This is a genomic window from Falsibacillus pallidus (genome assembly GCF_003350505.1).
GTDB classification, from domain to species: Bacteria; Bacillota; Bacilli; order Bacillales; family DSM-25281; genus Falsibacillus; species Falsibacillus pallidus.
The window spans coordinates 67,473-85,955 of sequence record NZ_QQAY01000013.1; the positions used below are offsets into that span (position 1 = coordinate 67,473).

General features: G+C 43.1%; 16 protein-coding genes and 1 riboswitch. Of the genes, 4 read left to right on the forward strand and 12 right to left on the reverse strand.

The features are described from left to right. Positions 1–55: 55 nt before the first annotated feature. From DFR59_RS15630 to DFR59_RS15640, 3 genes are all read left to right on the forward strand, one after another. On the forward strand, positions 56–892 hold the full coding sequence (locus tag DFR59_RS15630; RefSeq protein ID WP_114746605.1) for a plasmid pRiA4b ORF-3 family protein: 837 nt from the start codon (positions 56–58) through the stop codon (positions 890–892). A 141-nt stretch (positions 893–1,033) separates the two neighbouring features. Next, a complete protein-coding gene (trhO, locus tag DFR59_RS15635; RefSeq protein ID WP_114746606.1) occupies positions 1,034–2,008 on the forward strand; it encodes an oxygen-dependent tRNA uridine(34) hydroxylase TrhO in 975 nt (324 codons plus the stop codon). 82 nt (positions 2,009–2,090) lie between these two features. After that, positions 2,091–2,339, forward strand: a complete 249-nt coding sequence (locus DFR59_RS15640) for a hypothetical protein (RefSeq protein ID WP_114746607.1) — start codon at positions 2,091–2,093, stop codon at positions 2,337–2,339. 195 nt (positions 2,340–2,534) lie between these two features. Here DFR59_RS15640 and DFR59_RS15645 read toward each other — a convergent pair whose 3' ends face one another. The 9 genes from DFR59_RS15645 to DFR59_RS15685 form a co-directional block, all read right to left on the reverse strand. After that, entirely contained in the window at positions 2,535–3,440 is a 906-nt protein-coding gene (locus DFR59_RS15645; protein ID WP_114746608.1) for an AEC family transporter, read from the reverse strand. A gap of 82 nt (positions 3,441–3,522) precedes the next feature. Continuing rightward, entirely contained in the window at positions 3,523–5,016 is a 1,494-nt protein-coding gene (gene argH, locus DFR59_RS15650) for an argininosuccinate lyase (protein WP_114746609.1), read from the reverse strand. Between the two features lie 190 nt (positions 5,017–5,206). Further along, positions 5,207–5,341 (reverse strand): hypothetical protein, encoded by a 135-nt coding sequence (locus DFR59_RS20535; RefSeq protein ID WP_281269368.1) that lies wholly within the window; start codon positions 5,339–5,341, stop codon positions 5,207–5,209. 97 nt (positions 5,342–5,438) lie between these two features. After that, positions 5,439–6,743 carry a sensor domain-containing diguanylate cyclase gene (locus DFR59_RS15655; RefSeq protein WP_114746610.1) on the reverse strand — a complete coding sequence of 435 codons (1,305 nt, stop codon included), beginning with the start codon at positions 6,741–6,743 and terminating at the stop codon, positions 5,439–5,441. A 180-nt stretch (positions 6,744–6,923) separates the two neighbouring features. Then, positions 6,924–8,987 (reverse strand): HD domain-containing phosphohydrolase, encoded by a 2,064-nt coding sequence (locus DFR59_RS15665; RefSeq protein WP_114746612.1) that lies wholly within the window; start codon positions 8,985–8,987, stop codon positions 6,924–6,926. Next, a complete protein-coding gene (locus DFR59_RS15670) occupies positions 8,984–9,508 on the reverse strand; it encodes a DUF5317 domain-containing protein (RefSeq protein WP_114746613.1) in 525 nt (174 codons plus the stop codon). Before DFR59_RS15670 ends, DFR59_RS15665 begins: the two co-directional genes overlap by 4 nt. A gap of 159 nt (positions 9,509–9,667) precedes the next feature. Further along, the gene (locus DFR59_RS15675; RefSeq protein WP_114746614.1) at positions 9,668–10,441 is read right to left on the reverse strand and encodes a PP2C family protein-serine/threonine phosphatase; all 774 of its coding nucleotides are present in this window, start codon (positions 10,439–10,441) and stop codon (positions 9,668–9,670) included. Beyond that, entirely contained in the window at positions 10,441–10,749 is a 309-nt protein-coding gene (locus DFR59_RS15680; RefSeq protein WP_158538414.1) for an STAS domain-containing protein, read from the reverse strand. The genes DFR59_RS15675 and DFR59_RS15680 overlap by 1 nt, the downstream gene beginning before the upstream one ends. Before the next feature lie 140 nt (positions 10,750–10,889). After that, positions 10,890–10,980: riboswitch (cyclic di-GMP riboswitch) on the reverse strand. A 142-nt stretch (positions 10,981–11,122) separates the two neighbouring features. Beyond that, positions 11,123–11,944, reverse strand: coding sequence for a Cof-type HAD-IIB family hydrolase (locus tag DFR59_RS15685; RefSeq protein ID WP_114746616.1), 822 nt, complete (start codon positions 11,942–11,944; stop codon positions 11,123–11,125). A gap of 362 nt (positions 11,945–12,306) precedes the next feature. Here DFR59_RS15685 and DFR59_RS15690 point away from each other — a divergent pair, with 362 nt between their 5' ends. Continuing rightward, positions 12,307–12,849, forward strand: coding sequence for a DUF4352 domain-containing protein (locus DFR59_RS15690; protein ID WP_114746617.1), 543 nt, complete (start codon positions 12,307–12,309; stop codon positions 12,847–12,849). Positions 12,850–12,913: 64 nt separating this feature from the next. On the opposite strand, the gene DFR59_RS15695 is transcribed toward DFR59_RS15690, so the two are convergent. From DFR59_RS15695 to DFR59_RS15705, 3 genes are all read right to left on the reverse strand, one after another. Beyond that, positions 12,914–14,590 carry an alpha-glucuronidase family glycosyl hydrolase gene (locus DFR59_RS15695; protein WP_114746618.1) on the reverse strand — a complete coding sequence of 559 codons (1,677 nt, stop codon included), beginning with the start codon at positions 14,588–14,590 and terminating at the stop codon, positions 12,914–12,916. A gap of 13 nt (positions 14,591–14,603) precedes the next feature. Continuing rightward, the gene (locus tag DFR59_RS15700) at positions 14,604–15,575 is read right to left on the reverse strand and encodes an acetylxylan esterase (protein ID WP_158538415.1); all 972 of its coding nucleotides are present in this window, start codon (positions 15,573–15,575) and stop codon (positions 14,604–14,606) included. Positions 15,576–15,765: 190 nt separating this feature from the next. Continuing rightward, positions 15,766–18,225 carry an S-layer homology domain-containing protein gene (locus DFR59_RS15705; RefSeq protein ID WP_114746620.1) on the reverse strand — a complete coding sequence of 820 codons (2,460 nt, stop codon included), beginning with the start codon at positions 18,223–18,225 and terminating at the stop codon, positions 15,766–15,768. Positions 18,226–18,483: the final 258 nt, after the last annotated feature.

An 18,483-nucleotide genomic window follows, 5' to 3' on the forward strand; every position in this document is an offset into this window, starting at 1 on the left:
TTAAATTTTTTACATTTAAGAGTAATTATTATTTAGGATTGAGGGTGTGTGTAAGATGAATTTAGAGTCGGTGATTAGTAATATTTTGTGGAAAATTAAGCTTTCGAATGAATTTCGAGCTTTGCCTAGAAGGGAAAGAAGGGACCTTGAAAGCATTCTAAATCTTAATTACATGAAAGAAGCGTTTGGTGAAATCCTTGAAGAAAAAAAAGACATGGATTATGAAATGATTCCGAAAGATTTGAGCGATCAGGATGATTGCACCTATGAAGTTAAAATCACATTGAATGGGTCATATCCGCCAATTTGGAGAAGGTTTCTTGTCCCAAATACTGTCACTTTGGAAGAATTCCATGAAATAATACAATGTTCATTCGGTTGGATGGATCGGGATTTCATCTACTTTAAAGATGAAAGTTCTACTTATATTATCCGAGAACCAGAGGAGTATGTTAACACTACCCTTCTATCCCTTCCAAGTATCAATAAAGTTTTTGCCCATGAAATGAAGCTGGGAAATTTCTTGTACTTTGAGAAGCAGAAAATTGAATACATGTATGACTTGAGGAATAGATGGTCGCATACTGTCTTACTAGAAAAAAAGCTGGACAAGAAAATTAAACTTCCTGTCTGCATCGATGGGAAAAGAGCCAATCCCCTTGAATACAGCGGCAATATAAAGCATTATCAAAAATATATCAAAGATCCAAACACCCTCCATCCCGGATCAGACTTTTTCTTAAATATGCTAAAAAATCAGCTCCAAACCCACGATCCACAATACTTCAATAAAGAAGAATTAACAGAAATATTTTCAACACTAGTGCTGCAGCAACCGAAAGATTCATTTGATAAAATCCAACAAAACCCGGGGCGTGACAGACCCCTGTAGTATTATGGAAATAAAAGGTTATGCACGTCCGGTTAGCATTATTCCGTTTTTTTGTTATAATAGTGAATCGTAAGAGTAATGAGGAAACGTTAAATCCTAAGATTATATCTTGCAAATATTAATCGATAGGTGGAATAAGCTATGACAACTGAAAACAATCAATACAGGGTACTTCTTTACTACAAGTACGTTGAGATTGAAAATCCTGAGGAATATGCAAAAGAGCACAAAGAGCTCTGCAGAAGCCTCGATCTTCTTGGGCGCATTTTGATCGCAAGAGAAGGAATCAACGGTACGGTTTCCGGTACAATCGAGCAGACGGATGCTTATATGGAAGCGATGAAAAACGATTCGCGCTTCGCTGACACTGTATTCAAGATTGAGGAAGCTGAAGGACATGCTTTCAAGAAATTGAAAGTACGCTACCGTCCGGAGCTTGTAACATTGCGACTTGAAGATGATGTGAATCCGAACGAAATAACAGGTAAATATTTAAGTCCAAAAGAATTTTTCGAACAGATTCAAGAGGAAGATACTATCCTTCTTGATGCCCGAAATGACTACGAATTCGACCTTGGACATTTCAAAGGCGCCGTTCGTCCTGATATCGAAAATTTCCGCGACCTTCCAGACTGGGTCCGCGAAAATAAACATATGTTTGAAGGCAAGAAAATCATTACGTATTGCACTGGCGGAATCCGCTGCGAAAAATTCTCCGGATGGCTTCTAAAAGAAGGCTTTGAGGATGTGGCACAGCTGCACGGTGGAATCGTCACTTACGGTCAAGACCCAGAAGTACAAGGGGAACTTTGGGACGGCCAGCTTTATGTATTCGATGAAAGAATCGGGGTTCCTGTCAACCGCAAAGAGCACGTGGTTGTTGGACGAGATTATTTCTCAGGGGAACCATGTGAGCGCTATGTGAACTGCGCGAACCCATTCTGCAACAAGAAAATTCTTTGCTCAGAAGAAAACGAGCATAAGCATATGCGCAGCTGCTCCCACGAGTGCCGCACGCATCCAAACAACCGCTACATCGTTGAGCACAACTTAACAGAAGAAGAAGTTGCTGAGCGTTTGGCTGTTATTGAAAAAGAAACTGTTACTGCTGAATAATTGAAATGAAGGCATCTCGTTTTCCGGGGTGCCTTTCCTTTCTGCAAAACGGTATAATTCTACTAGTAAGGTGGTGTGTTAATTGGAAACTAATCAGGTACTTCAAGCAGTAAAAGAGTTGGGAACACAGATGAACGACAGGTTTGATCGGCTGGAATCTAGAGTTGAGAAGGTTGAGTCAAGACTCGATTTAGTAGAAACAAGATTAGACAGACTCGAAGAAGGCCAGCAAGTCATAAAGGATCAGCTTGAGCTTCTTGTAAAGGAGCATTGGGAAAATAAGACGGATATCCATAAACTAAAAAAAATCATCCGCATAGCCCAAAGCTAATTCTACCTCTATATTCATTCTTCCTTATGACAAGTGAAAACTATTAACTCCAAATTTAAGAACTGCGAATGTCCTACAAATAGAAAAATTCCAATTCAAAAACCCGCTCTGCCACATTGGCATAGAGCGGGTTATTTATTTCCCATCAATCGACAAATATCGAGGCGTGTGACACACACCTTTAGCCAGGCACCTTCACGACAGGATGTACAGCATGATCGGCAGGGTCAGGATGCTGAGCAGGGTGCTGACGAGTGTGACGGAGGATACGAATTCCGGCTTGGTGTTGAACTGCAGGGCAAACATGGTCGTGTTGGCCGCTGTCGGCATTGCTGCCATCAGGATCATGATGTCCTTTACCACTTCTGAAACCGGCAGCATTATTGCAAATACCATTGCGAGAAGTGGAGAAATCAGGCATTTGATCAGCAGCGCAAATGTCATTTTTTCAATTTCTATTGATCGAAGAGATATGCTCGCCAGCTGCATTCCCAAGATGATCATGATAGTCGGGATGGTGGCATCGGCAATCATATCGATTGGCTTATAGATTTCTTTTGGCATCTTCACATGCGAAAGCTGAACCGCTAATCCAAGGAGGGCTCCATAAACGACCGGCATCCTGACAACGGAGGCAATGGCCACTCTGAATCCTGCATTCTGGTGCTCGCTCCCTTTTGCGGCATAATAAAGGCCGACTGTGCTCATTATCAGCTGCTGGATGACCATCAGGATGACCGCAACATCAAATCCCGCTGCCCCGAACGCGAACAAAGCAACCGGCGTCCCGTAATTCCCGTTGTTCATGAAGACGGAGCACAGAATCATGGAACTTGTTTCACTCCGGGAATACTTTTTGAAATAAGCCACTACATAAACAATGGCGATCAGTCCAAAGCACAATCCTAATGCAAAAATTGTTAAATATAAGTAATCGAGATCCACATTATTTTTATAAAAAGTCCGAAAGGCTAGGAAAGGCGACATTAAGTAAAGGGCCATCGTCGATAGTTTTCGGGGTTCAAATCCGATGACCTTTTGACCGATGAAGCCTATGCCGAAAATGATAAAAACCGGGATCAGTATCAAAACAAACTGCAAATCATTCATCTCCAGTAAAATTCCACATTATGTATGCAGACTCATTCTATCACACCTGTAGTCTGCAGGAAAATTTCCTAATTCAAAGAGATTTCGTCCGCAATTCCTTCTGATTATTCACCAGCCATTCTTTCGTGCTGCGCCATTTTTCGCAGCACCTTTCAAGTGCACACATTCGTTCCTCAATCATCCTTTTCACTTCGACTGGAGCAGGCCCGCCCTGAATGGAGCGGATTTTCACAAAATACTTCGGAGAGATTATTCGTTCCCACTGTTCTTTTTCCAGCGAAATTCCCACCCTAAATTCCTGGATAATCATATTGATTTCAGACACTTTCCATTCATAGAGCTCTTTTCCTTCCGCCGCGCTTCTTATGGCTATGGCGCTTGCAATCGAATGTGCTTTGCGGAAAGAGATATCATGGTCCCTCGCGAGTGTGTCCGCCAGTTCCGTAATGGTGATGCATGATTTCGATGCGCCTTCCATTAACTTTTTCCCATCCACCTTCAACGTTGCAATAACAGCCCGCATCAAGGTCAACACCCTGACAGCTTTATCCGCCGCACGATAGAGATGGGGCTGCAGGTCATCCTCCGTATCCACGATGTCGCCAAATGGGGTATTGTGGATCATATTCATCGCTGCGAATGCATCACTGTAGGCACTGCTCGCAAGCGATCGGGCATGTTCAATAGATACGGGATTCCGCTTTTGCGGCATGATGCTGCTCACTTGAACATATGGTTCGGCAACTTTGAAAGCCCCGTATTCTCTCGTGACATACTGAAGGAAATCATTGATCCATCGGCCAGTGTCCACCATGAGGACCATGATAGACGATGCCGACTCCAATAAATAATCTGCTCCGGCAATGGCATCATAGGCGTTTTCTATGACTTGACGAAAGCCCAGCAATTCGCATGTGCGAGCGCGTGAAATTGGAAAACCCGTGGTCGTCAAAGCGGCCGCCCCAAGCGGTGACTGATTGACCTGTTCAAATGCTGACCACAATCGCGCGATATCCCGTTGGAGTACATCATAAATAGCGAGAAAATAATGGCTTAACGTCGTTGGCTGAGCAGGCTGCGTGTGGGTATATCCCGTCATATACGTTTCTGTATGATGTTCTGCCTGATTCAGGAGGGCATCACTTAGAGCGTTCGCCGCATCGATCGTGCTGAGCAGCTTTTCGCGTAGAACCAACCGGTACATCGCCACCCCCATATCATTCCGGCTCCTGCCCATGTGAATTTTCCCGGCCAGTTCTCCCCCTATTTCTTCTGCTATCTTCGCTTCCATCATAAAAAATAAATCTTCAAATTTGGGATTATAGAAAAGTGAAGCCGGATCGATTTCAGCTGTCTTCTGAATGCCCCTCAGCATGATGGCTGCTTCCTCTTTCTTTAAAATCCCCTGCTCAGAAAGCATGATCACATGTGCGCAGTGAATATCGAACATTGCTTCAAACAAGTAATCCCGCTGATCCTCAAAAACAGGCTTAAGCACAGACTCGACATACGTCTTCCCAGGAAAAACACTCCCTTCTTCCAGCAAAAAATCATCCTGTCCCTTCATTTACAGAGCCTCCCCTTCCAAACCTTCTTGCCATATTGTATACAGCAGCGAAGCAATTGTTCGACAAAACCGGGGTGTGACCGGGGGATGACAGTCACCTGGAGTGTTGCTTGCACACCAATAGTGTTACCCAGACACAAAAATAGCCCCCTCTCCGATGAGGACGCTACTCTCTTAATCTATTTTTTTATTATTCCACTGCTTTGTTATAGACATGTCCAAGTTCTTGTTTGAGCATTTCGAGGATCAGTGCAGGGTTTGCCTCTTCTCCACTGCTCAAGCTGATGGATTTTTCCAATATAGAATGAAGCTCTTTTGTCGTCAAGATGATCATTCCTTTTCGTTTGAATTAGGATATGACCATTAGTTACCCAGAATATATGAGGGGGAAACCTCATTGATAAATTTACCAAAACCCGTGTTTACTCTACTATCCTAATCCTAAACGCGTTCCTACCGGCATCCTTCGCTTCGTATAAAGCTTTGTCCGCATTTTTCAGTATGGTGAAAACAGTAGTGTCAGTCGAAGGGGAAATGGCAATTCCTATACTGGAGGTGACGGCCATACCGCAGTTCTTCAATCTCCACGGCTCCTTTAACGACGTTTGAATCCTATCAGCCGCCTCTGTCGCTTTTTCTGCAGAATCCACACCTTTTAACAGCGCGACAAATTCATCCCCGCCGAGGCGGGCCACAACATCTTCTTTACTAAAACTCCTTTTGATTCTTCTGCCGAATTCCTTAATTACTTCATCCCCTGCATCATGACCGTACTCATCATTTATTTGCTTGAAACGATCGATATCCATCAGGAGGACAGCAAACCTGCCTTTTCCCTCTCTCAGCCCTGCAATCGCCTCGATCAAGCAATCCCTAAACTTTCTCCTGTTGGGCAGACTCGTCAATGAATCATGGAACGCGAAATGTTCAAGCTTTGATTCATATTCCTTCTGAAGAGTGATATCTCTGGACAGGACCACCATATAGATAAATTGATCTCTTTCATCATAAACTGGCGTCGCATTCAACTCCGACCAAATCCAATCACCCTTTTGAGTCTTCTGTTGAAACTGCATTTTACACGGTTCTTTCGTTTGCACAGAATTTCTGATTTCTTCCTCAAGCTTCGTTCTACACTCAGGATGTATGTTATGCAGAAATGATTTCCCTATATATTCATTATCGTGAAATCCAAGAAGATTTTGATACGAAGGAGATACATAGGTGATGATCCCGTCCCGATCAATCAAAGTAATCAGATCCTGCGCATGTTCCGCTATGATCTTAAAGCGATTTTCACTTTCTTCGAGCCTATCTAGATACTCTTTCATAGCGGCATCCGCCGCCCGCTCCTTTGTGATATCCTTGACAATCCCCACGATTTGCTCGACTTCCCCCTCAGAATTAAACAGGGGATTCAAAACGGTTTCCGAATAAGATTTTGCGCCATCAGGTGTATAATAGCTGTCTTCATAGACGACCGATTTTCTTTTTGACACTACCTTTTGATAATGAGAAAGCAAGAATTCCGCTTCTTTTTCAGGATACACATCGCTAATGGATTTCCCGATGACTCCTTCATCTAATTTGGTTTTTTCTATGGCTTTCCGATTTAAAAACTCATAAGTAAACTGCCCTGAACTCTTTTCAACCTTCACAATGAAAACGATATCATTTATACCGTCCATTAATACCCTTTCATAATTCAGATCGTGTTTCACATTCATCCCATTTCCCCGCCCCCATAAAACTTAACCCCTTTTAAACTGAATATTTTGTAATCATTGTATTTACATTTCAGGTAAAATACAATACTATTTTCGACATCACATTCGATAAATTTCGACATGTCTTTTCCATAAAAAATCCAACAAAAAAGAGCAGGTGCAAAACGTGCGCCCACTCTTTTATGATGCATCACTCGAATCTTCCAGAGTTTTAGAAAAGCTATATTCCAGCAAAATCGCTGTTCCTTCAGAAGAGGTGTACATATGAACCTGATCGGAATAGCTCGCAATCATCTTGAAGCCCTGCCCCAGCGAGCGTTTGCTTGAATAGCCTGATACCAGTATCGTCTTCGGGATTTCATGGAGCGGGATGCCTGATCCTTTATCTGAAACAAAAACCTGAAGCTTGTCTTCATTTTCATAGACAGCAAACCTTCCACCTGCGGCATGCTTCAATATGTTTGTGACCACTTCGGAAACAGCGATTTGAACTTTCATTGATTTCATTTCGGTTCCCCGGGCTTCCAATACCCCTTTAATCAAGGCACGGCTTTTTGGAACATCCGTGTTGCTGCTGATTGCCAACTCATCTTGTAATTCACCCAGCTTTTCTTCTAACTCTTTCTTAGAAGAATATAAAATAATTTTTCCATCCGATAAAACCCGGACCACATCCATATAGGATTCCAGGATTTTTTCTTCCAACCGGCTTCGGTAGCCCAGATGGGACGTAATATCATGGACAAAAACCACGGCTGACTGAACACCATTAGAAGTGACGTGAAGGTCCAATACCCTGTCCTGATACTGGCATATTTCGTGAACTGGCTTTCGCTGGTCAAAAGCCGACTGTACAAGCTCCATGGCGAAATCTTTCGGGAAATCCTTTTTCTCAGACTCCCATTTCCCGTTTTTAAAATGAATAAAATAGGATTCTCCTATACTAGAATACGTATCCTCTTTCAGGATATCCTTTTGGGACGCCTCTAAAGCAGCCGCAGGAGCTGCCTCCACATCAGCAGCGGCGTATTGGTTCATTGCCTGAATCATTCGGATGTGGTTGATTTCGATTTTATCCACTAACCTCGGATCCAGCCTATTCCCTGCCATCTCCTTCAACAGCTTCAGAATCGTTTCAGGATCTGTGTGCCGCAGCATCAGTTTATCCACGGTAGTCCCTAAAGAAATGATCCGCGACTCTAATGGAATCTCTTCTTTCTTCAGTCCTTTTGGAAATCCTTTCCCATCCCATCTTTCATGATGGTAAAGAACCCAATCCGAAAACCGCTCTTTAGGGAACATCGTCTTGACAATTTCCACTGCCTTCTCAGGGTGCGTCCTGAACTCCATTTCTTCGGATAATGTGAAATCCCCGCGCTTTCGAAAGATGGCTTCAGGTAAAAGTGCTTTTCCGATGTCATGGATGATGGCCGCCTGGATTAAATCTGGACGCTTCCGCTTGGGGTAGCCGAAGTCATCGAGCAGCACCTCGCAGATCACCCCAACCCGGTTTCCGTGCCCGGCAATGGCAGGAGCTATCCTCCCTTCAAGCAGCTGAATGAATGCTTTTGAAGAGGAATGCCTGAGGGAAAGCTGCTTCGTATATTCCCTCGAAAAAAAGATAATCACGAGCAGAAATAAAAGAGTGTAAATGACATTGTCAAACAACTCAAAAGTCGATTTTGATGAATACAGCTTTGGGGTGACAATGACGTAAACAAAAATCGGTACGATCAGTTCTGCCAGCTTCTGCTTAAAATTCGTAAACATCTCTCTTCCTGCAACGGATTTCATGATGCCGTCCAAGAGAATGATATTGACGAATTCATATACAAAACCAGTCAGCCCAACCGCCAGCAGTAAATTCCATGAGCTTGTCAGCTTCCAGACCACATAGGCTGCGAGCATCGAGAATGTATACATCCCGATATTGACAAAAAGTTTAAAAATGGGAACTTTAAACGTTCCGCTTCGTTTTATGCCGTACGCCAATAAACCCAATGCTATGGCGATAGAGGCATAAGCAAAGCCAAAATATATTAAAAGAAACAGAAAGCCTATGCTTCCTGCTGAATATTCATCTCCACTTGGTAAATTAACGGGAAACACTTCCAAAATCGTTATGATCAAAAGCATAATGATGAAAATGGTGAATTTCTGTGTATGCAATTGAGTAAGAGCATACAGTAAAATGATAATTCCCATCGAAAACAATGACTTCATATAAAAATTGGCTGTGTTCATGCTGCTTCACCATACTTTACTCCAGGTCCAGAATTACATACAATCATCAAGAAAATTCCAATGCCTACAAAAATGTCACCCGGACTCATAACATAGCGTATGACTGGGATCCAGTCTCCGACTATCCAAAATAGAGAATTCTCCATCAAGGTGTGGCGGGCATCGGTTTCAAAGACGGCATTTTCCTGTCCGGTCATTTGCAGCGCATGTGCATCAACCGGCATCACTCCGCCATGTAGAACAAGCGCCGCCAGATTCAAGACAGCACCCGCTAAAATCCATTTCACTCCGGAGTAGTGCCTGTTTTTCCAAAGCCCGATGATGACTCCGATAAATGTTAATATAAAAATCCATTCCAATTTGTCCCTTGTTGCTGAAGAATAAAAGCTTAAAAATATCTGTATGGCAAAACTTAATACAATAAGAAGAGGCCATTCAAATGAAATATTTCGTATGAACGAAAAAGGATTTCGCTTCAGAAACAAGGTGACAATAAATGCAATTATGACAAAATAAATCATCTAAATGGCCTCCTTTAAAAGATTTGAATTTCTTAGTCTTACCACCAAGGACGGCTGATAACTGGAGCAACGGCTGCTGCAATAACTGCTGCCACTGTCAAAATGTACTTTACGCGTGCTTTCATCTAAAATCACCTCCTTTCAAGTATCGCTTTTCTTCTACAAAATCCGCTTCAAAGTCACCATTGTGATATCATCATTCTGTTCGTTATCTGTATACTCAAGGACGGTTTCTGCAATGGAAGGGATCAAGTCTGCCCAAGAATTGTGCCCGTTGATCAATTCAATGACTTTATCCCGTCCAAACTGCTCGCGGTTGTGATTCATTGCTTCTAAAATGCCATCCGTATATACAACGATATAATCCCCTGGTTCAAGGGAAACTTCGTGCTCCGCATAAATCCTCTCCGGAAGAAAGCCGATCGCAATCCCTTTTGCTGTCAAAAGTTCGCTTGGCAGACTGGTCCGCTTCAATATCGCACTCGGATGTCCTGCAGATGCGTAAGTAAAGGTATGAGTGGATAAATCGTACATCCCGCAGAACAATGTGGCAAAAGACTTCAATAGCTTCAAATCCTCATGAAGGGTTTTGTTTACTTTTCCGAGAAGTTCCGACGGCGTTTCGCATTGCGGTGTCAAGGTCCTGATGGCCGTCCGGAGCATGGCCATCTTCGCAAAGGCCGGGATTCCTTTCCCCATGACGTCGCCAGCAAAAACCCAATACTTCTGCTTCTCTTCCTCATAGACGAAACCATAGTAGTCGCCACCCAGATAATGAGCCGGAATCGAGAGGCCTTTGCATTCGAGCACCTTGCATAAGGGGGCATCGTGTTGAAGTAGCACATCCTGGACAGCCGCTGCTTCTTTTAACTCATCACTTAAACGCGGTGTTTCAATCATGCCGATTTTCACTGCATTTCGTTCAATGGACATTATTTCAACACTTCCTCTAATATTAAAAATGCTCCCATTTCTTCCATGACTTCGTGGACAGCAGGCTGTAAGTTTATAAAAGTAAGAGATCTTCCTTCTTCCTGCCAATCCATGATTTTTCTTAGAACAAAGCCGATCCCGGAAGAGTCGATAAAAGTGACTCCTGAAAAATCCAAGATGCATGTCCGAACGGTGAGTTCATCGATTTTATTCATGACTTCCCCGATTGTAAAAATATCAAGTTCGCCTGAAATGACGATGATGACCTCGTCTCTTTCCCTGCTGTTATCCACTACATTAAACGTCATACAGACCACCCCATTCATTTACGTTTTCCAATGGCCAGTGGGCGATTTTCTATCGGTTTGTTAAAATTACTGAATAATCAGAATTTAAAAAAGCGAATAAAAAAGCCACCTTGAAAAAGGCGGCTTACTATACCGTCTTCTTCGGCAACCCGGCTGCCTTGGCAAAATGAATTTTGCTTTAGGCCCGTGGCTTTGCGTCCCTACCTTTCAATAGGTTTGCCATTATCGGAAAGATTTTCATCTTATGTTATATTACTCTCAATATAGCAGAATGGGACAAAAGTAGCAATAACGTTTTTTAGGTATTTTTCATTATATTTTCCTAAAAAAAAGCCGGGGCAAAATCGATCTTTTTCGCCCTGACTCTATCAATTTACACCCGTGCTAATTTCTCCAATACAAACTTCTCCACAACTTCCGCGACCCCGTCTTCCATGTTGGAAGCTGCAACGTAATCGGCTATATTCTTAATGTCACCCGGGGCATTTCCCATCGCGACGCCAAGTCCTGCAAACTCAATCATCGTCTGGTCGTTATAGCTGTCGCCGACCGCGATCATCTCTTCCCGCTTGATGTCCAATCGACTGATCAAAAAATCAAGGCTCGCTCCCTTGGTCACACCGAGCTCAGTGAACTCCAGAAAAAATGGCTTCGAGCGCATCACACTCAGGTCCCCGTCAAGTTCCGCCTGCAGTTTCTTCTCTACCTCTGCCAAGCGTTCCCCTTCCTCCAGCATCAATGCTTTCACGACCGGTTCACGCACTGCATCTTTAAAGCTAGGCACTACTTTTACCGGCAATCCTGTTAATCTACTTTCAACAGATGCAAATTCATTTTCTTCTTCTACTATAATAGCGCCGTCTGCATAAGTAAGGATCCCTACGCCTTCCCGCTGGCTCAAATCATATAGATGGTGGGCTGTTTCCGGGGACAGCGCCCTGCTGTATATCTCTTCTTTTGTCTTCCAATTGATGATCTTTGAACCATTAAAAGACAATATGAAACTACCATAATCGGCAAGCTTCAACTCTTCCGCTACCCAGACCATACCTTCCGTCGGCCTTCCGGATGCGAGGACAACTTTCACCCCTGCTTCCTGCGCTTGGAGGAGCGCATCCTTCGTCCTCTTAGAAATCGTCTGGTCATCCCGCAGCAATGTATCATCCAAATCCAGCACAATCATTTTATATAACATGTTGTAAAACTCCTTCATGATGTTAAATTTAAATTTCAATGGTTTTGTATCCCTACTATAACACGATAACCCAAGGGACGCAGGGACAGGTTCCTTGTCCCACTTTTTGGGACAGGGAACCTGTCCCTGCGCCCCCAAAAGTGACCTTTGTTTTTATTTTCCAAATAATTATATTAATATAACTTTTAGTAGATTATTCCTTTTTTGTTTTTTACATATATTTATATTTCATTTGTGTTACTATTAATTCCGTTGTATTACAGGTGCGTATGTCCCCGCACAACACGGGCCCGATTTGTAGTAGCGGATTTATGTTAATCTGTTTTGGTAAATATTATTTCAGAATAATGGAGGAATATATAATGAAAAAGTTTTTTAAATTTGGTTGTTTAGGAATTATTGCACTTATTGTTTTAGGTATCATCATTGCAGTAGCAACAAGCGGTGGAGATGACAGCTCCAATGCACCTGCAAAAGTTGATGGTTCAACAGGTTCAGCTAAAAAGGAAAAAGCTCAAACGACATTCAAACTTGGCGATACGATCCAATTGGGGGATCACAAAGTTACCGTAACAAAATTAGAAAAATCAGCTGGCGGAGAATTTGAAACACCAAAAGGCGGTAATGAATTTGTTATTGTTCACCTAACAATTGAAAACGGTGGTAAAGATCAAATCTCTTATAACCCATACGATTTCCAATTGAAAAATAGCCAAGGTAACATTGTAGATCCTGGCTTCATTACAATAGACCAAGATACGGCATTGGAATCAGGCGAACTTGCAGCAGGTGGAAAAGTTCAAGGAACTATTTCTTTTGAAGCACCTCAGAATGATTCAGACCTGGACCTTATCTTCACACCAAGCTTCTGGTCAGATAAGAAAATTACTATTAACCTAAACTAGTAGTGCAGGAACAATCTCTTTAATCCCCATGACAAAAGCAGACCAGGCAACCCGGTCTGCTTTTTTATGCTTTCATTGAATTGCGGGACTCTGCATCCTGCCACTCTTCCCGATACCTCTCTACAATTTTTTTCAAATATGATAAGTATATCTTCAGTTTTTCCTTTGGACATATTGGATTCTCATGCCCCACTCGCGATCCTTTTCCCACCTCTTCATCAGACAAATCCCAAGCCGCTAAGAGTTCATGGACTTTTCCAAGGAAACGATAAATTTCCTGATCAACCTTTGACGCTTCAACCTTTTCAGGATCAACCACACGTGCCGGGAACAATGGGACGTTCCATTTCGTATGCGGGGACAAGACTTTTTCCAGCTGCAATATTCGAGTCATCCATAATTCTTTTTCATCCCCGAAAAGTGAAAAATAGTCATCTAGAATATCTCCATATTCCTCTCCCCAAGCGAGCCTGGTATAGACATAGTTATTTAATTGATGCCCCCATCTCCATGGGTAGGTTTTCTCCAAATCCGGTGCATTCGGCTTCACATGAAGCGGCACAATCAGGTTCAGCACACCTCCAATATTCATTTGCCCGTAATCTTTCAAATCGCCGTGAATCCTATTGAGCAGCGGAGGGAACAGCTGGGAAAGCATAAAATGGTCGCTGTAATATTCGAGTACAGTCAACGACCGCCCCTTCTTTCGTGCCTGTTCATTCCAATCCTTCAAAGCATGCGTCGCCCTCACCTGATTAGGATCCTCGGAACATAGCGATTCAGAATAGTCCCTGCCCCAATAGGCGTACAAGATATCGATAGTATGAGAAGCCTCCGCGCCGTCTTCACGTTCAAGCATTTCCCAAGCGAGACCCGCATTATAGACGATATGCTCCACTTCCACATCGAGCCGGGCATCCGCCAATACCGCTTTCAACTTTTCAGCAAACGCAATATAGGAAGTAATGAATCCCTTTGCTTCCCTGCTATCGATTCCTACATCCTCAGGCCATAAGGAGATTCTCTTAATCACTTTATTCTCCAGGCAAATCTCTATGATTTTGCGGATGACTTTTTCCTGAACTTCATTATTCCCTGAAAAAAAACTTGTCTTTTTTCCCTTAAGAAGTTCTGATTCCCCTACTTTTTCCAAGAGAAATTTCAAGCTGTGTCCTCCAAGCGTAACGCGGACATCCCGTTTTTGCAGCCCGGGAGCGACTTTCCTCTCCACTTTATCCCAAAGAAAAAATGTAAAGAAATATTCATTTTGCTTATTCTTCACACCCCAATCAATGAGCGCATTAATATAATCGGGGTCGTTGATTGTTTCAATGGTATTCCCCCTTCGCGAAAAAGAAGGACTGTATTCGGCAATTGACACAGCCGCACGACTTTTACCCGTAATCGTTTCCTTCGCAAGATCAATCCACCTATAGCCAAAACGATTGCTGCAATATTGGTAGACTCCATATAAAATGGAGCGAGGTTCCTTACCAACAATCCATACATAACTGTCTTTTTCAATGATGGCAAAACCATCCCCTTTGATTTCCACCGATCCTCCGCCCATTTGAGCATACTGTTCGGCAGTAATCAGATGAATCGCCTCCTGATGAAAATCTCCTGACTTTTCTTTCTCTATTAATCCAACAGGGCTGCCGCACTTCTCCATCAATCTTTTCAATTCTTCAGCTGCAAAAATCACAGTTTCATGGTCGTACCAATACACAATTTTCTTCATAGCTAATCCTCCTTCACTTCATATGTTTCAGTAAAAAGGCGAGCTTCTTTTCGTCATGGAACGGGTTTCCTTCATGAGTAAATTGCGGATATGCATCGATCGATTTTCCCTTTGATTTCACATGATTATATGCTGCAAAGACTGTCGAAGGCGGAGTGACGGCATCTTCCAATCCGATGGACATCATTACAGGGCACTCCACCTTTTCACAAAAATGTACACAGTCAATGTAGCCCAGCGTCTTTAAAACTTGGTCATATTTCATGTACTCCGGATCGTGCCATTTAAAAAAGTTCACGATTTCCATATACGGACCTGCCAGCGCCACATCGATCGCCCGTTCAAAGTGGGCCAGGAATGGATAATCGGCAATGACAAAGTCTGCACATTTTACAAGTCCTGCAGCTGCCAGCGCCAATCCTCCTCCCTGAGAGCCGCCGCAAAGTCCGATTGACGTTGGCTTAAAGGGGAATGCATCCGACTTCAGCCATTTCCACTGCATTAAAATATCGCAGTAAACATTCGTATAATAATAGTTTTCCGGTTCAAAAATGCCGTCCAGCATCCACCCCTGCACCCTGCTGCCGTTTGAGTAGCGGGCATAATCAGGTGAATTCCCCTGTCCCCGGACGTCATACGCCAGAACGGCCGCTCCGAGGGAAGTGAATTTCAAATAATCCAGCGGAAATCCCCGATGCCCCGTATAGCCATGAAAGTGGAAAATCAACGGACATTTTGCGGCTCCAACGGGCTTCATCAGCATCCCATTTAAAGGTGTTCCATCCCAGCTGGTAAATACAACATCATAGACCTCAATGCCGGGATGTGGAAAATCGCGCAGCTCCATTTTGACGATTGGCTCTAAATGATTGATCTCTTCCTTCTTTCTCTTCCAAAACTCATCAAAATCATTAGGTTTATTCATTAATTCAGGACGATACCCCTTCAGCTCTTCTAATGGAAAATCTCCTACATGCCTCCCCATCATTTCCCCCCATAACTTTCTTTTATTACTCATTAATTCTCGATAAATTGGAAATTCCCTTCCTAGGGGACACGGGGACAGGTTCCTCGTCCCATTTTTTGGGACAAGGAACCTGTCCCTATGTCCCACACGTGTCCTATATAAAAAAGGAAGATAGAGGCTGCGGCTTCTATCTTCCTTTTTCTTTTTTTTATGATGTCCCCATGAGATAGATTGCTTCTACTTCTTCCCTTGTCAATGCATCCTTGTAGATGCGGAAGTCATCCAGCGTGCCGTAGAGTGGATACCACCCGTTGCCTTGGTAGCCGATATAAAGGTCCTTGCCATTGGCAGTTGTAAAAGTAATCGGGGATGTTAAACCAACTTCGTTTACCCATTGGCCATTATAATATTTTGTGATGCTATTACCTTCAATGACATAGGCAACATGAACCCACTCGCCTTTTATCACACTGGATGATACTTCTTTAAATCGGACAGACCCGCTTTCTTCATCATCCATAAACACCAGACTAAACAGATCTGTATTATCCGAATCCTTTGAGAAAACACTTTGGATACCTGCAGGAACGGTTTGTTGAAAATTTCCCTCCTGCCCTTTTGACTCATCAATCCTTAGCCAGTAGGCAATAGTCAGCTTATCCGCAAACTGGAGGGAAGGGTTGTTGGTGATTTTAATTCGGCCAGGGTCATCCACTCCTTTAAATTGAATGGCTTTTCCGACCACTCCATTGACAAATGAGTAGTGTCCATAGTCCAGACCTCCATTATTGTCATAGCCGGAACTGTCCTTGATATCATCATCAAATGCGAGATGAAGAACCATTGCATCCTTCACATCTGCTTGAAACGACACCTCTTCTGCCCCACCCTTTCCATCACTGGCTGTGACAGTTATCGTGGTGCTTCCGATTTCTTCAGGAGTGATGGTCAAGTACCCGTCATCAACAGAAGCAGTGGCATAGGATGCATTGGAAGACACAGCATCAAATGTTAATTCATCATTATCCGGGTCTGTAAAAACAGATGCAAGATTGATTCGGACAGGATTCTCCATTGTAACCACTTGATCACTGATGGCGTTCACTATTTGAGGTGCGTGATTAAGTTCAGGTACACTAGTCGTGATTATGAATGTTTCCGATGCAGTTCCACCTTCATGATCATCCGCTGTGATTGTGAATTCCGCTGATCCCCCTTGAAGAAACTCGATATAAAAGAAATTGCCGTCAGGTTCACTCGTTATGGAAGCTGTCTCCGGATTGTTTGAAGTAGCTGAAAAAGAAAGTTCATCTTGGTCAATATCAGAAAAAAGAGAAGAGATATCAATAGGAATCTCTTGATTAATTTCTGCATCATCCCTATCCTCAATTGGTGCTGACACAATCGGATTATGATTCACTTTGAAGACGGTCTCAGCAATGTTGCCGGCATAATCTGTCACCGTTAATTGATATCGTCCCGCAAGCGTGATAGGGGTGCCCAATGCTTCATAAGTTTCGCTCGTTTCATAATTTCCATTTTTATCTCTATCGCTTTTTAACTCAACTGTTTGGACGTCAGTTGAAGAACTGCCAGGAATGGCTTCTTCCACGGTTTCGCCATTTGTAATGCCCGAAATCACCGGTGCAGTTTTATCAATGACGATGGTATTGCCAGAAGTGGTAGAAGTTGCTTGAGTGCTGTGGTTGCCTGCGAGATCAACTGCATCGATTGTAAAATGAAGCTCCCCTTCCTGATCTGTAGCCCCAATCACATATTCTGCCTGCCAGTGAATTTTGTCTTCACTTTCCAGCACCACTGCGTCATGTCCATTCACTTTAAGAACAGGCTTTTGAACTCTTTCGCTTGTTTCAAATTGGAACACGACGGTATCTTCTGACTTCGCAAATTCCGGATTGCTGTTTCTGGATTCCATGGTGATTCCTGAAATGCGCGGAGCACTAGTGTCGCCAGGATAAGCAGGAGGCTCCGGAACCGGATCTGGCTGAGGAGCGGGATTGTGCTGAGACTCATCCATTTCCTTTTTCTTTTCTATAAAGGATTGAGCCACCAATGCCACAGCCTCCCGAGTAGCAGAGCCCTTTGGATCAAATTTTCCATTCGACTGGCCATTTATTATCCCGATTTCTACTGCATACCCTACCGCATCCTTGGCATAGTCTGCTATTTGATCAGCATCACTGAACTCCAGCTTCTTTCCATAGCCGTCGGCATCTACACCCAATGCTCGAATTAATACAGCAGCCATCTGTTCACGGGTCAATGATTCTGTCGGTCTGAACGTCCCATCAGAATTTCCATTGAATATCCCTGCTTTGGCTGCCGCCTCAATATATCCGTAAGCCCAATCAGATGAATCGATATCACTAAACGTAGACGATTGCGGAACTTTTTCGATATCGAGATTTAATGCCAAAGCAAGGATTTTTGCAAACTGCGCCCGGTTCATTTGTCCTTCCGGGTTGAACTTCCCATCTCCTTGCCCATTTAGAATACCTGCCTGGGCCAACTTTAAAATGGCGTCCTTAGCAAATGATCCATCAAGATCAGAAAAACCCACTGATGCATGGCCAGGAGCGGACTGGACAGCGATGGATGCTGCAACAACAGCAGCAGAAACAGCAGCTTTATACAAACGGTTATTCATTATGCACCCTCTAATAAAATAATCATATTTTCCTAGATATAATATAATTTACCATTTGTCTTTATGGGTGTATATACACAATGAAAATTGATAATTACTTTAATTAAAATATTGATGAATGGAATGGAAAATGACAAAAAGAACAGGGACGCAGGGACAGGTTCCATAGCCGTCAAGTTAAGCGAAAAGGTGTAAATATTGGGTGAAATCCGTTATCCTTCCATAAAGAAATCTTTATGAAAGGATGACTTTTATGGA